At 35.9% G+C, this 13,736-nt stretch carries 15 protein-coding genes; 8 read left to right on the forward strand and 7 right to left on the reverse strand.

Going from position 1 to position 13,736, the window contains the following annotated elements; translation table 11 throughout:
- Window positions 1–8: 8 nt before the first annotated feature.
- A complete protein-coding gene (locus tag ACWZFG_RS12355) occupies window positions 9–935 on the reverse strand; it encodes a polysaccharide deacetylase family protein (protein ID WP_455577727.1) in 927 nt (308 codons plus the stop codon).
- A gap of 915 nt (window positions 936–1,850) precedes the next feature.
- On the opposite strand from ACWZFG_RS12355, the gene ACWZFG_RS12360 reads away from it, so the two are divergent.
- Window positions 1,851–2,369, forward strand: a complete 519-nt coding sequence (locus ACWZFG_RS12360) for a methyl-accepting chemotaxis protein (protein WP_418627432.1) — start codon at window positions 1,851–1,853, stop codon at window positions 2,367–2,369.
- Between the two features lie 32 nt (window positions 2,370–2,401).
- Here the strand turns inward: ACWZFG_RS12360 and ACWZFG_RS12365 are convergent, their stop codons facing one another.
- A complete protein-coding gene (locus ACWZFG_RS12365; RefSeq protein ID WP_177505128.1) occupies window positions 2,402–2,848 on the reverse strand; it encodes an Lrp/AsnC family transcriptional regulator in 447 nt (148 codons plus the stop codon).
- 213 nt (window positions 2,849–3,061) lie between these two features.
- On the opposite strand from ACWZFG_RS12365, the gene ACWZFG_RS12370 reads away from it, so the two are divergent.
- The gene (locus ACWZFG_RS12370) at window positions 3,062–5,023 is read left to right on the forward strand and encodes a penicillin-binding protein (RefSeq protein WP_177505126.1); all 1,962 of its coding nucleotides are present in this window, start codon (window positions 3,062–3,064) and stop codon (window positions 5,021–5,023) included.
- A 44-nt stretch (window positions 5,024–5,067) separates the two neighbouring features.
- Here the strand turns inward: ACWZFG_RS12370 and ACWZFG_RS12375 are convergent, their stop codons facing one another.
- On the reverse strand, window positions 5,068–5,280 hold the full coding sequence (locus ACWZFG_RS12375; RefSeq protein ID WP_177505120.1) for a small, acid-soluble spore protein, alpha/beta type: 213 nt from the start codon (window positions 5,278–5,280) through the stop codon (window positions 5,068–5,070).
- A 245-nt stretch (window positions 5,281–5,525) separates the two neighbouring features.
- On the opposite strand from ACWZFG_RS12375, the gene ACWZFG_RS12380 reads away from it, so the two are divergent.
- Both ACWZFG_RS12380 and alr read left to right on the forward strand, forming a co-directional pair.
- On the forward strand, window positions 5,526–5,702 hold the full coding sequence (locus ACWZFG_RS12380) for a Spo0E family sporulation regulatory protein-aspartic acid phosphatase (protein WP_177505119.1): 177 nt from the start codon (window positions 5,526–5,528) through the stop codon (window positions 5,700–5,702).
- 37 nt (window positions 5,703–5,739) lie between these two features.
- The gene (gene alr / locus ACWZFG_RS12385) at window positions 5,740–6,846 is read left to right on the forward strand and encodes an alanine racemase (protein ID WP_177505116.1); all 1,107 of its coding nucleotides are present in this window, start codon (window positions 5,740–5,742) and stop codon (window positions 6,844–6,846) included.
- A 39-nt stretch (window positions 6,847–6,885) separates the two neighbouring features.
- Here the strand turns inward: alr and ACWZFG_RS12390 are convergent, their stop codons facing one another.
- Window positions 6,886–7,161: a hypothetical protein gene (locus tag ACWZFG_RS12390; RefSeq protein ID WP_177505114.1), complete on the reverse strand. Its 276-nt coding sequence runs from the start codon at window positions 7,159–7,161 to the stop codon at window positions 6,886–6,888.
- Complete coding sequence (locus ACWZFG_RS12395; protein WP_177505113.1) at window positions 7,136–8,212, reverse strand: hypothetical protein; 1,077 nt, start codon at window positions 8,210–8,212, stop codon at window positions 7,136–7,138. Before ACWZFG_RS12395 ends, ACWZFG_RS12390 begins: the two co-directional genes overlap by 26 nt.
- A 222-nt stretch (window positions 8,213–8,434) precedes the next feature.
- On the opposite strand from ACWZFG_RS12395, the gene serS reads away from it, so the two are divergent.
- Together serS and ACWZFG_RS12405 are read left to right on the forward strand one after the other, a co-directional pair.
- Complete coding sequence (gene serS, locus ACWZFG_RS12400) at window positions 8,435–9,706, forward strand: serine--tRNA ligase (protein ID WP_455577728.1); 1,272 nt, start codon at window positions 8,435–8,437, stop codon at window positions 9,704–9,706.
- A gap of 205 nt (window positions 9,707–9,911) precedes the next feature.
- Window positions 9,912–11,081: an iron-containing alcohol dehydrogenase gene (locus tag ACWZFG_RS12405; RefSeq protein WP_455577729.1), complete on the forward strand. Its 1,170-nt coding sequence runs from the start codon at window positions 9,912–9,914 to the stop codon at window positions 11,079–11,081.
- 178 nt (window positions 11,082–11,259) lie between these two features.
- Here the strand turns inward: ACWZFG_RS12405 and ACWZFG_RS12410 are convergent, their stop codons facing one another.
- Complete coding sequence (locus ACWZFG_RS12410; RefSeq protein WP_147669603.1) at window positions 11,260–11,460, reverse strand: small, acid-soluble spore protein, alpha/beta type; 201 nt, start codon at window positions 11,458–11,460, stop codon at window positions 11,260–11,262.
- 63 nt (window positions 11,461–11,523) lie between these two features.
- Window positions 11,524–11,955, reverse strand: coding sequence for a MerR family transcriptional regulator (locus tag ACWZFG_RS12415; protein ID WP_177505110.1), 432 nt, complete (start codon window positions 11,953–11,955; stop codon window positions 11,524–11,526).
- A gap of 150 nt (window positions 11,956–12,105) precedes the next feature.
- On the opposite strand from ACWZFG_RS12415, the gene ACWZFG_RS12420 reads away from it, so the two are divergent.
- Both ACWZFG_RS12420 and ACWZFG_RS12425 read left to right on the forward strand, forming a co-directional pair.
- A complete protein-coding gene (locus ACWZFG_RS12420) occupies window positions 12,106–12,612 on the forward strand; it encodes a nitroreductase family protein (RefSeq protein ID WP_455577730.1) in 507 nt (168 codons plus the stop codon).
- 18 nt (window positions 12,613–12,630) lie between these two features.
- Window positions 12,631–13,482, forward strand: a complete 852-nt coding sequence (locus ACWZFG_RS12425) for an aldo/keto reductase (protein WP_455577731.1) — start codon at window positions 12,631–12,633, stop codon at window positions 13,480–13,482.
- Window positions 13,483–13,736: the final 254 nt, after the last annotated feature.

A 13,736-nucleotide genomic window follows, 5' to 3' on the forward strand; every position in this document is an offset into this window, starting at 1 on the left:
ATTTTGAATCAGGATTTTTTATTTTCCCAAGCGCCTGGTGTCGAAGGTGTAATTACGCCAAAAGTAAAACCACGTTCTTTTAAGATTTTAATAATTTGTGGCAATGCTTTAATAGTTTCTTCGTGACCTGGTGAGGAATGCATCAATATAATTGCATGGTCTTGCAAAATTTGAAAGTTATCGAGTTGATGAATAATATTGTCAATTAAATCTTTTGCTGTTCCATCTGAAGCATCTCCGGCGCTAATATTCCAGCCCACTTCGATATATCCGAGTCGTTCTAGCTCTAACCAATATTCATCGGTAAAGTTTCCAACGATGCCTCCAGGGGCTCTTGTAATAAGTGGACGAACGCCCAAGATTTCTTTAAAAATATCATCTGCTTGTTGTAATTCTTTGATGTAACTGTCTGGAGAATCGTATAATTTTTCATAAATGTGTGTATAACTGTGATTTCCAATTGCATGATTTTCATTATAGATTCGCTTTACTACATCTGGATAATCATGTAGTTTATTGCCTAATAAAAAGAAAGTCGCCTTTACTTGCTCTTGTTTTAGTATATCTAAAATAGCGATTTCAATATCGTCATTAGGTCCGTCATCAAAAGTTAGATATACAGTTTTTTCATGATAATAAGGTTCGATTTTTGGAAGCGCTGTAGATAATCCTTGGTTTCGGCGCTGGGAGATTGTGAAATTGTCATATACAGGTTGGAATGGGTCTTGGGTTTTAAAATCAGATAAATCACCAGTAATAATAAAGGGAGTTTTATCAGATTCTTTTTTCCCTTCACCTAAAATTTTATCATCTGTATATTCAGAAGCTCCAGCTGGGGTGGGGCCTTCGTTTATGAAATAAAGTGGAATTGTGATAATAATAAAAATAATAATTGAAAGAATTGCAAATAGATGTTTTTTAAAATGATTTTGCATAGTCCGCTCCTAGGTATTAATTTGTATATGACAAAACATTATCATTTTAGCATGATTGCATGTTGATTCATAGATGAAATTGTTTACTTGCTGGTAAAAGTAGATGTTTTTATCGAAAAAGTTCTTTTAACTAAAATATATTCAGTATATAATTAAAATAATAAATTTTATCAAAAAATATTCATTTTGATAATGTAAGGAGTATTGAAAAAACGAAAAAAGATATTTCGGAAAAAGTTTCGGTGTCGGATTTTTCAGCGTTGAATTTTATGTATTATTTAAGGTGATAAAAAAAGACGCATTGAAAGAAATGTTGGGTTAGTAATTAAAAAATGCAGTTTAAGAGCAATGACGGAGTAAAATAAGTAGGATTATTGAGTAGTGTCGATATAGTGGTTGTAATAGCTTCTTAAGGAAATCTACGACAGTTTGTCAAAGTTTGCAGATGAAATACTATATAATTTAAAGCAAAAAGAGGAAATATTGATAGCTTTTCTTAGAATGGTTTAAAATAGTCAGGTAATAACATGAAATTAATAGTAAAAATAGCTTTAAACCCTTAATTTTACTTAATTTTTATCTGATAATATTTCTAAAAATGTGCAGGATTTATGTAGGGGAAAATAGAACTTAATTGACGTAATTATAAAACCGTTCGACACGAAGTTTTATTGTGGTGAGTATTATTTAAGAAAATTTATAGGGGAACCAGTTTATTAAATTGGAGGGGTAAAAATGTTAAATATATTATTGGTTGGCGGCGGTAGAGGTGGAGCCGGTATATTAGAATTATCGACAAAGATTCCTGATGTAAAAATAGTTGCTGTAGCGGATGTAAAGGCAGATGCGGTTGCGATTCGCTTAGCGCAAAAAATGGGGCTTAGAACGTTTCAAGACATTTCTGAAGCGGTAAAAATGCCGGGACTAGATGTTATATTAAATGTTACAGGTAATGTGGAAGTCAACAAGATTATCAATACATATGTACCAGAAAATGTGAAAGTAGTAGAGACTTATTTAACAAATATAATTTATCACTTGATTAAGTCTCAAGCCTTGATTAATGAAGAATTAAAAACAAAGGTAGATACTTTATCAGAAGCAGTGAATGAAGCAAAAGGGCATATTAATAATACACATGAAGTTATTGGTTTTATCAATAAAGTATCGCAGCAAACGAATTTGCTTGGGTTAAATGCAGCAATTGAGGCGGCACGGGCTGGAGAGCAAGGTCGTGGATTTGCCGTTGTTGCAAATGAGGTGCGTAAATTAGCTGAAGATAGTGTTGAAGCGACTAAAAAAATCAATTCTATTTTAGGAAATATAGAGTCTTCAATGCAAGCAATTATTGTTGGTATTGAACAGACTGCTGCAGTTGCTGATGAAAAATCACGTCGAGAGTTAGTGCAAGGGATTAAAATCACAACAAAATAAATAATAAAAACCGCAGCGAAAGCTGCGGTTTTTTAATCAGGAATGATTGAAGGGTTATCTGTAATTGAGGATAGGACTACAATGGTTTGCGTTTTTAGAATTCCAGGTTGATTTTTAATACGATTTAACAATAATTCTAATGTTTTTGTACTTTCAGTGACAATTTTTAATGAGTAGTCGAATTCTCCAGTTATATAGAAGCATTCTTTAATTTCGAGTTCATCTTTGACGAAACTGGCGAAAGAATCCCCATGGGTTGGATTTTCCAATTGGACATACATGAGAGCCATTAAATGTTTGTTTAGCATTGCAGGATCAAGAATAACTGTATATTGTTTAATTACGCCTGATGCTTCCAATTTTTTCAAACGTTCACTTATTGCGGGCATTGAAAGTGATATTTCGGCACTTAAGTCAGAAATGGTCATACGGGCATTTTTTTGTAGATTTTTAAGTATTTTTTTATCAATGACGTCCATAATTTAACCACCAATCTTTATAGCAATGCTTTGATATTATCTAATATATTATAACAGGATAAATAGAGGATGTAACATATTTTAAAAAATAATTTCAAAAAAAGTAAAAATAGATTTTCTTTTTTGCCTGAATAAAAAGGAATGTATCTAAGTTGAACGAATTCTAAAATAAATAAAAAATTTTTTACATTTTGATTTTGGCAGGTGGCTGAATTGGCAGTTAAACGAAATCCAGTGCAAAAAAGAATAGCGGTATTTATTTTTGCATTGGTTGGCTTAATTTTTATATTGGTTGGCCGTGTAGCTTGGATACAAGTCGTACAGGGCGACCTATTAGCGATGAAGGCAAAGCGGCAAGTAGAAGAGAGCCGCACGCTACAGTCGCCCCGAGGCACGATTTACGATAGAAATGGTCGTGAGCTCGCGGTTAGCATTCTGGTAAAATCGCTTTATGTAGATCCGGAAGTTGTAAAAGATCCTGAAACATTGGCGGCAGAATTGGCACCTATTTTAAAAATGTCAGAGCAAGACATTAGAGGTAGAATTGCCGATGGCGGGAGGTTTGTTTGGTTAAAGCGTATGTTAGAGCCAGATGTGGTGGCGCGAATAAAAGCAGTGATTGAAAAATACAATCTAAATTGTTTGAATTTTGTAGAAGAAAGTAAGCGCTATTATCCAAATGACGCGTTAGCTTCACAGGTACTTGGCTTTGTAGGAATGGATGACGTTGGCCTTGATGGGATGGAATTGGCAGAAGATGAAGTTTTAAAGGCGAAGTCATCGGAACAATTTTTGTCGACAGATACTTATGGAAGACCAATTTTTAATTCTGTTTTTTCAAAAAACACTTATGAAGGTGGAAAGGATATTTATTTAACGATTGATAGCAATATTCAGTTTATCGTTGAGCAGACGCTTGAAAAAGCGATGGTAGATACGAAGCCACGGGCGGTTACGGCAGTCGTCATGAATCCGAAGACTGGCGAAATATTAGCGATGGCAAATCGCCCGACGTATAATCCCAATGAGTATTATAAATATTCACCAGAAGAGTGGAGAAATCGTGCAGTTTCCTTTGTATATGAGCCCGGTTCTACATTTAAGGCTGTAGTTGCGGCATCGGCATTACAAGAAGGTATCGTTACGCCGGAAAAACGGTTTGTTGATCCGGGATATGTAATGGTATCTGGACGAAGAATTCAAAACTGGAATGGTGAAAGTTATGGCAATGTAAGTTTTACGGATATTATTAAAAACTCTATAAATACAGGTTTCGTTCAGGTCGGTATGCAGGTAGGAGCACAAAAGCTTAATGATTATGCCCATGCTTTTGGCTTTGGAGCTTTGACGGGAATTGAATTGCCTGGTGAGGAGTATGGAATTTTATTTGATCCTAAGCAGATGCGAGATTCAGATATTGCGACGATGTCAATTGGACAAAGTATTGCAGTAACGCCAGTGCAGTTAGCAACTGCTATTTCAGCAATTGCTAATAAAGGAATGTTATTAAAGCCTACAATTATCAAAGAATTTAGAAACTCTGATGGAAGCATAAGTAAGAGTAGTGAAGTTACACAAGTAAGACAGGTTATTGAAGAGGATACAGCGACAAAATTAATTAGTATGTTAGAGCAAGTTGTTGCTTCTGGTGGGGGGACGAAAGCGTCGGTAAAAGGCTATCGAATAGCTGGAAAGACAGGAACTGCTGAAAAATTAAAAGATGATGGAAGCGGATACTTAAGTGGTCATTATATCGCTTCATTTGCAGGTTTTGCTCCGGTTGAAGATCCTCAAATTACGGTGCTTGTTATTATTGATGATCCAAACGGTATTTATTACGGTGGGCAAATTGCTGCACCGATTGCCGGGGAAATATTTGAACAAGTTTTACGCTATTTGAATATTAAGCCGTTAAATAATGATTTAGAAGGCGTGCCGGTGAAAAAGCCATTGGCTCAACTACAGCAGCCTGCCAAACCAATTCAAGTACCTCCAGGCAAAGTTTTAGTACCTGACTTTACAGGAAAAACGATGCGACAAGTTGCAGAATTGGCAGATTCTCTAAGTCTTATCTTCGTTCCTGAAGGCAGTGGAATTGCTCAAAGGCAAAGTATTCCAGTCAATACGCTTGTCGATAATGGAGCTGAAATAACTGTATATTTTACAGGAATTTAAAAATAATAAAAGGGCGGCTAAAAAGCCGCCCTTTTAATCGTATCTTAGGATTGCGATTTATTCATAGAAGATTCATATTGTTCGATCATTTTACGAACCATATGACCACCTACACGGCCGCAATCAGCGGAAGTCATTGTAGACCAACCGTTTTGGCGAACTGCGTCAGCAATGCCTAATTCGTTTGCAATTTCATATTTCATTTTATCAAGCGAATTTTGAGCTGCAGGGTTTACTGGTTTGCTTGTTCTCGACATATTCTCACCTCCTCATCGCGTTGTAATCCTATTATCTACATTTTTTGAATGCATTATGCGAAACAGGAAGATGTAAATAGTGGCATAAAAAATAAGATTTTCTTTGGAAAATAAAAGGAGTCATTTTGTCCTATATTTTATTTAGACGAGAAGGGAACTGTAAAAGAATGGCGAAACATTAAATATATTAGTGGCTGAAGTCTAATCATGATCATCTAGACTATGGGTAGAATGAGGGGATATCAATGAAAAAAAAATTAGAGCAGCTCAATCAAAAAATTGAGTCGACAAGAGCAAGTCTTAATAAGCTTGTGTCAGAAAAAGGCGGGATTATGACTGATGATACTGTCTTAGGCTTGAGCGAAGAACTTGATGATCTGATTGTACAACAGACACGGTGTAAAATTTTATTAGAAAAATGATACGATATGCTTATATATTAATTAGGAGATGGAGTAAATGCCAAATAGAGATGTATATGCACAAATTGATTTATCAGCAATAAGACATAATGTGAAGCTGATAAAAAGCCGCATAAAAAATAATGCGAAAATGTGCGCGGTTGTGAAAGCAGATGCTTATGGACACGGAGCAATTGCTGTTGCGAAAGAAGCCGTTGCTGCTGGTGCGGATTATTTGGCGGTTGCAATATTAGATGAGGCATTAGAACTTAGAAATGCAGGATTCAAAGAACCAATTTTGATTTTAGGGTTTACACCGGATAGACAAACGCAACAACTTGTTGAATATGATATTGAGCAGGCTGTGTTTACGCTTCAAGCGGCAGAGGCTTTATCTAAAGAGGCAGTGCGTCAGGGGAAAAGGGCAAGAGTTCACATTAAAGTGGATACGGGAATGCATCGAATTGGAATTCAGCCGAATCAGGCAGGTGCATTTGCTGAAGCGATAGCTGCACTTCCAGGTGTAGAAATCGTCGGATTATTTTCTCATTTTGCAAAATCTGATTATGAAGATAAAACTTTTGCTTGTGAACAATTAGAGAAATTTAACCAAGCAATTGCAGATATTGAACAAAGGGGAATTAACATTCCTTTAAAGCATATTGCCAATAGTGCAGCAATTCTTGAAATGCCGCAGGCCCATTTTGATATGGTTCGCGCAGGGGTAATTCTCTATGGATTATGGCCGTCAGATGAAGTGAAGCATTCTACGGATCTTCGTCCGGTAATGAAATTGATTGCAAAAGTTGCTTATGTAAAGGAATTAGAAACGGGTAATGGAATTAGTTATGGTCAGATTTTCAGAACGAAACGCAAAAGTCTAATTGCAACCCTGCCAATCGGTTATGCAGATGGATGGTCACGCTTATTAACTGGCAAAGCAAAAGTTTTGATTCATCATCAGCTTGCCCCAGTCGTGGGGAAAATTTGTATGGATCAATGTATGGTAGATGTTACGGATATTGCAGGCGTGAAGCAAGGGGACATTGTAATTTTATTTGGTGATGGAAAGCTTTCAGCAGACGAAATCGCCAACTGGTTGGGGACAATCAATTATGAAGTTGTCTGCATGGTAAGTAAACGTGTACCAAGAGTATATTGCTAAAGTAAAAGGTTCATTTCCTCACCTGAGGAAATGAACCTTTTACTCTTTTGTTTCTTTAGGGTATTCATCTTTGATTTTTATTTGCCAGCCCCCCAAATTATCTGCAAACACATTAAAAATCCAGAGTGTAAGAAGCGTAAAAGCTGCACCAGCGAATCCTAGGCCAATCCCCAGGCAGGCACCGGTGACAATGCCAAGAAAGTCGCGATCTAAAATTGCAATGATAATGCCGATGAGTTCACCAAAACAAATACCGCTGAAAAAGAAAACAAACGCAGGTACTTTATAATCAATATGGAGAATTGTTTTTTTCATTTCGCCCTCCATCTTTAGCCAAAAGCAATTTAATCATGATAAATAAGGCCAGATAACCAAACCAAGGGAAAATTCTTTGAATAATTTCGCTAAATTCAAGGTTAATAAAGAAAAAACTAATGCATAATAAAAAAATGAGGCAAAGGGGATAAGGTAAATTTGTGTGCTTTTTTAGTTGTGATGCACAGCCATATAAACAGGATAAAGAGGTTGTAAAGATAGCCAAAAGAAAAATAATAAGATATAGAAAAGAATGTAATAAATTTTGCGAACAGGAAATATCTAACATTGGTATTTGGGCATTTAAAATATAAGGACAATGAAGAAGAATCGTAAAAGTGATACAAATAGCCAGACTCATAAGTAATGTTGCACCAAGAATGCTTCCTAGAAGTCGCGTTTGATTACATTTGATTTTTGCTCCTAAAGGGACAAGTAAGGGCAAGCTGATTGAAAGATTATAGGAGGCATATAATAAACACGATAAAAGCCAATGTGGTGCAGGCTGATTGGAAAGTGAGACCGTATGCTCAAAGAGTGAGAAAGAAAACTCATGATAATGCAGCGAAGAAAAACAGATGATTAAGATGATAAGGGCAAGAAATGGTGTGGCAATTAGATTTACTTTCATAATCCCTTGAACTCCGAAAAGTGCAAGGACTAAGATGAGAAGACTTAACGAGGTATACCCAAGAGCAAAGGGTAAATAGAAATAATCACGGCAAATTGTTCCCGCAGCAATTAACATCAATTGTAAAATAGTAAAAAGGAAAAATCCGAGTAGTAAATTAAGAATGAATCCAAATCTCTTGCCACAAAGTTTATTGATAAAAAGCGTATAATCTGTAGTTTCAAATTGATTGCTGATTTTTAGCAGGCGATAGCCTAATAAGGAAAAAAAGATGCCAGCGGTAACGATACCATAAATCCCCATACTACCATATGCAATAAAAAAGTATAATAGCTCCTGACCGGAGGCAAATCCTGCACCAAGCATAGTCCCCGCAAATAAAAATGCAGTTTTAAAAATAGTGGATATTGGTTTAGGCATAAATACCTCCGATACATGATGATAATGAAGTATAAGGGGAAAGCTGAATCTTTTAAAATCTATGCATATTTTTATGATTGAAGAACAAAAATATGCTACAAAAGGCATGTTTGACAGGTTTTTATATAGTATATATAATTAATTAGATAAATAATTTGTAGATGTATCGTAAGCGATAGAATATCGGTTAGGTTTCGAATATTTGGAGGTTTGAGAAAAGAAATGCTTGATATTAAATTTGTCAGAGATAATCCGGAAAAAGTACAAGAAGCGTTAAAAAATCGTGGTAATTCTATGACGTTAGACGGTTTTATCGCATTAGAAAAAGAACGTCGTGATATTTTAGGAAAAGTAGAAGCTTTAAAAAGCGAAAGAAATAAAGTTTCACAACAAATCAGCATAATGAAAAAAAATAAGGAAAATGCGGATGATTTGGTGCTTGAAATGCGCAAAGTCGGCGAAGATATTGCTAAACTGGATGCACGTTTAAAAGAAGTTGAATCTGAATTAAAAGATATTATGCTTAGTATTCCCAATGTGCCGAACGAAGCTGTTCCCGTAGGAAAAGATGAAAATGATAATCCGGAAATTCGTCGTTGGGGTGAAGTGAGAAATTTTGATTTTACGCCAAAGCCTCATTGGGAAATTGGGGAAGGGCTTGGAATCCTTGATGCAGAACGTGCGGCAAAAGTAACAGGCGCAAGATTCACTTTCTATAAGGGGCTCGGCGCAAGACTAGAACGTGCTGTAATTAACTTTATGTTAAATTTACATACAGAAAAGCATGGTTATACAGAAATGTTACCTCCTTTTGTTGCGAATAAAGATAGTATGACTGGTACAGGTCAATTGCCGAAATTCTCCGAAGATATGTTCAAATTAGAAGGGTTAGATTATTATTTAATTCCAACCGCAGAAGTTCCTGTGACAAATTATCATAGAGGGGAAATCCTTGACGGAAAGGATTTGCCGAAATATTATAGTGCGTATAGTGCATGTTTTAGAGCAGAGGCTGGTTCAGCAGGTCGTGATACTCGTGGATTGATTCGTCAACATCAATTCAACAAAGTAGAATTAGTCAAATTTGTAAAACCAGAAGATTCTTATAATGAATTAGAAAAACTAACGAGTGATGCAGAGCGTGTATTGCAATTACTAGGATTACCATACCGAGTGATTTTGCTTTGCACGGGCGATATGGGCTTTAGTTCGGCAAAAACTTATGATATTGAAGTTTGGTTGCCAAGCTTTAATATGTATCGTGAAATATCTTCTTGTTCAAACTTTGAAGATTATCAAGCGAGACGTGCAGATATTAAATTCCGCCGTGATGCAAAATCAAAACCTGAATTTGTGCATACATTAAATGGGTCTGGTCTTGCAATTGGTCGTACTGTTGCTGCAATTTTAGAAAATTGTCAACAGGCAGATGGTTCTGTAGTAATTCCAGAAGCGTTGCGTCCATATATGGGAACCGACGTCATTAAACTTTAAGTATAAAATAGGAGTTTACCTTTAGGTAAACTCCTTTGTTTTTGTGAAATAATAGCAATCAGACTTGATGGGAATATACTGATATTAGTGTAATGCTTTTCAATAATATTAGGATGAAAAGAAAAATAAAACTTGACATAGAGTTCACTCAAAGTGCTAAGGTAAATCTATAGCAAGGAAGAATTGAGATAAAGGGGTTTTAAAAATGAATTTTAATTACTATATTCCAACAAGACTATTATTTGGCAAAGGTAAGTTGAATGAATTACATCAACAATCATTGCCAGGGGAAAAAGCTTTAATTGTAATTTCATCTGGTAAATCGACTAGAGAAAATGGGTATTTAGCACGAGTAGAAGAACAACTTGATTTAGCTGGGATTAAACATTGTGTATTTGATAAAATTTTACCGAATCCGATAAAAAAACATGTAATGGAAGGGGCTTCTTTTGCTCGAGATAACCAATGTGATTTTGTTATTGGACTTGGTGGTGGAAGTAGTATTGATGCTGCAAAAGCAATTGCTGTTATGGCAACAAATGAAGGTGATTACTGGGATTATGTGAATGGCGGTACTGCTAAAGGAAAGACAGTTCCCAATCAACCATTGCCAATTATAGCGGTTACGACAACCGCAGGGACAGGAACGGAAATTGACCCATGGACGGTAACTACACATGAAGACAACAGTGAAAAAATAGGATTCGGTTATGATGCACTATTCCCTGTGATTGCTGTTGTAGATCCGGATTTAATGTTGACAGTTCCGCCGACTTTAACTGCATATCAAGGATTTGATGCATTATTTCATAGTACTGAAGGTTATATTGCAAAAGTTGCAAATCCAATAAGTGAACTTTATTCTTTAAAAGCGATTGAGCTTATTGGGAAAAGTTTAGTGAAAGCCGTAGCAGATGGGAGAAATGAAAATGCTAGAGCGGATGTGGCTTTAGCGAATACTTTATCAGGTATGGTAGAATCTACGTCGTGTTGTATTTCTGAGCATTCACTTGAACATGCATTAAGTGCGTATCATCATCAATTACCACATGGTGCAGGGCTCATTATGATTAGCTTGGCATATTACAAAAAAATGATTGACAAAGGTGCATGTCCAGATCGGTTTATTGCTATGGCAAAAGCGCTTGGTAAAAGTGAGGCAACAGATCCAATGGACTTTGTAGCAGCACTTGCAAAACTTCAAGAGGATTGTCATGTTGCCCATTTAAAAATGAGTGATTACAGTATAGAAAAAAATAATTTACGTAAATATGCAGTTAATGCACGTAGAACGATGGGCGGATTATTTGATCTTGACCCGGTAAATCTAACTGAGGAAGATTGTATAGATATTCTTACAGAATCTTATCGATGAGCACGGCTGTTTCAGTAGGAGTTTTAACTCCTACTGAAATCAGGCCCCGTTAGTCATGGGATAAAATAAGAACGTGATTTAGACAGAGTTTTTACTATATCTGAATTTTAAGCGGATTAGCTATTGGATAAATATATAAAAAGCGATTACAAGAAATTTCTTGTAATCGCTTTTACTATTATTCGGCGTTTTGGTGAATGCTTCCATTTAAGCTTGCTTCTTCCGCCATTGCTTGCTCACCACGTTTAATCGCTTCGCGTATCATAGAGCCGATTTCACCTGTGGTTACATCGCTCCAATCACCATCTTCAACTTTTGCTCCGAAGCCAAGATCATGTGCCAATTGTTTTTTCATTTGCTCAGACATTACTTTGCCCATAAAAAGCCACCTCCAATGATAATTTTAGGAAGCCTGCATATAGTGTTTGCAGGAATAAAAAAGTTATCCTTGGAAAAATTTTTGTTGAATTTTCGATTGAATACAGGCGCATTTGCCATGGATGGATTCGGTTCCCGCTTCAACTGCTATTTGATAATATTGAATTTTATCATCGAGTTTATTCATATGTTTTTTTAGTTCAAGCATTTTTTCTGCAACCATTTTTTTATGTTCATTGAACATATTAAGACGTTTTTCTAATGTAGAATCTCCTTCTAAACACCAGTTGATAAATATTTTGATGTCTTTTATCGCCATCCCGCTATGTTTTAAACAAATGATTAAGCTCAGCCATTCAAAATCACTTTCTTTAAAAATACGGGTTCCTGACTTTGTGCGATCAACGAATGGCAACAGTCCTTCTTTATCATAATATCGAAGTGTGTATGTTGTAAGACCCATTCTTGCAGCGACTTGTGCAATTGTATATGTCATTTTTTCACATCCTTGGATTTCTTTTTACCTTATTTTATAACTTTGAGCTAACGCAAAGTCAAGAGTAAATAAAAAATCTTGACCTAGAGTTAACTGGAAGGATTAATATAAAAATATAGATAGTAAAATAATATCTAAGGGGGATTTGAGATGGAAGCTATTTTTACAAGACGGAGTGTAAGGCGGTATAAAGATAAAAGTGTAGAAAAGGAAAAGATAGATAGACTTTTAAGGGCAGCTATGCAAGCTCCTTCGGCTGGAAACCAGTGCCCTTGGGAGTTTATTGTCGTTCAAGACAAAGAGCGATTGGCAAAGCTATCAATGGCGAGTCCGTATGCAAAGCTTTGTGCAGATGCACCGTTAGTATTTGTTTTACTTAGTAATATGAAAAATCTGAGGTTTCCCGAACATTGGGAGCAGGATATGGGAGCTGCAACGGAAAATATTTTACTGGAAGCTGTTCATTTAAATTTAGGATCTGTATGGCTAGGTGTTGCGCCAGCAATCGATAGGGTTAAATATCTGCGTGAGCTGTTTGAGCTGCCGGAGCATATTCAACCTTATGGTTTAATTAGTATAGGATATCCATTAGATGAAAAGTCAAACTATTTTATTGATCGATATGATGAGATGAAAGTACATTATGAAAAATTTTAATCTGCCGGAGGTCGTGAAATGAAAGAACTTGCAAAGTGTTTTAAATTATCAAATGGTTATGAAATCCCTCAAGTTGGGTTTGGTACCTGGCAGACTCCCAATGGAGAAACCGCAATGCAGGCTGTAAAAACTGCATTGCAATGTGGATATCGCCATATTGATACTGCAGCGATTTATGGGAATGAGAAAAGTGTCGGGGAAGGTATTCGAAAAAGCGGTGTTTGCCGGGAAGATTTGTTCGTTACAAGCAAAGTATGGAATACAGAGCGTGGATATGAAAAGACCTTAGCTGCATTTGATAAAACTTTGGCTGATTTAGGGTTAGAATATTTAGATCTATATTTAATACATTGGCCGGCAAATGAAAAGCAGTTCGAAAATTGGCAAGAAATCAACAAAGATACTTGGCGAGCAATGGAAACACTTTATTTAGAAGGGAAAATTAAATTTATCGGTGTAAGCAATTTCCTTGTGCATCATTTAGAGCCGTTATTGGCAGTAGCAAAGATTGAACCGATGATAAATCAGATTGAATTTCATCCGGGGCAAATGCAATTAAATACTGTAGAGTTTTGCAAACGAAATCAGATTCTAGTTGAAGCGTGGAGTCCATTAGGGACAGGGCGAATGCTAAGTAATTCTACATTAATGGCAATCGCAGAAAAATATCAAAAATCTGTAGCGCAGCTTTGCATTCGTTGGTGCCTACAAAATGGGGTCCTTCCGCTTCCTAAATCTGTGACGCCATCTAGAATAGAAGAAAATACAGAGGTGTTTGACTTTGTCCTTTCTGTAGAAGATATGAAAATTATAAATGATATGAAGTATTGTGGTGGTTCAGGCTTAAATCCAGATGAAGTTGAGTTTTAAGAGAAAAATAAATCTATTTTTAATGCGTATATCTGCTCAAGGGGATAATCGATACAGGGTTGTCCTCTTATTTATTTTGCATAGATTCATACAGGATTTGATATTTTTATGACGAATATGGATGAAAAGAAAGTTATGTGTAATTATCCAAAATATCGGTAAATTTTTATGGGTTTTATTCGGGGTTTAATATGTCTGCTTTCAGTGAAGTTAAAGCTCTTATTGAAGAGGCCTTGTTTATAAATTCAAAGGTG

The organism is Anaerosinus sp. (genome assembly GCF_965318445.1).

Bases quoted from the DNA above. Each gene is read 5' to 3' on its own strand.
- ACWZFG_RS12355 (WP_455577727.1), bottom strand. From the start codon at position 935: ATGCAAAATCATTTTAAAAAACATCTATTTGCAATTCTTTCAATTATT.
- ACWZFG_RS12360 (WP_418627432.1), top strand. From the start codon at position 1,851: ATGCCGGGACTAGATGTTATATTAAATGTTACAGGTAATGTGGAAGTC.
- ACWZFG_RS12365 (WP_177505128.1), bottom strand. From the start codon at position 2,848: ATGGACGTCATTGATAAAAAAATACTTAAAAATCTACAAAAAAATGCC.
- ACWZFG_RS12375 (WP_177505120.1), bottom strand. From the start codon at position 5,280: ATGTCGAGAACAAGCAAACCAGTAAACCCTGCAGCTCAAAATTCGCTT.
- ACWZFG_RS12380 (WP_177505119.1), top strand. From the start codon at position 5,526: ATGAAAAAAAAATTAGAGCAGCTCAATCAAAAAATTGAGTCGACAAGA.
- alr (WP_177505116.1), top strand. From the start codon at position 5,740: ATGCCAAATAGAGATGTATATGCACAAATTGATTTATCAGCAATAAGA.
- ACWZFG_RS12390 (WP_177505114.1), bottom strand. From the start codon at position 7,161: ATGAAAAAAACAATTCTCCATATTGATTATAAAGTACCTGCGTTTGTT.
- ACWZFG_RS12395 (WP_177505113.1), bottom strand. From the start codon at position 8,212: ATGCCTAAACCAATATCCACTATTTTTAAAACTGCATTTTTATTTGCG.
- serS (WP_455577728.1), top strand. From the start codon at position 8,435: ATGCTTGATATTAAATTTGTCAGAGATAATCCGGAAAAAGTACAAGAA.
- ACWZFG_RS12405 (WP_455577729.1), top strand. From the start codon at position 9,912: ATGAATTTTAATTACTATATTCCAACAAGACTATTATTTGGCAAAGGT.
- ACWZFG_RS12410 (WP_147669603.1), bottom strand. From the start codon at position 11,460: ATGGGCAAAGTAATGTCTGAGCAAATGAAAAAACAATTGGCACATGAT.
- ACWZFG_RS12415 (WP_177505110.1), bottom strand. From the start codon at position 11,955: ATGACATATACAATTGCACAAGTCGCTGCAAGAATGGGTCTTACAACA.
- ACWZFG_RS12420 (WP_455577730.1), top strand. From the start codon at position 12,106: ATGGAAGCTATTTTTACAAGACGGAGTGTAAGGCGGTATAAAGATAAA.
- ACWZFG_RS12425 (WP_455577731.1), top strand. From the start codon at position 12,631: ATGAAAGAACTTGCAAAGTGTTTTAAATTATCAAATGGTTATGAAATC.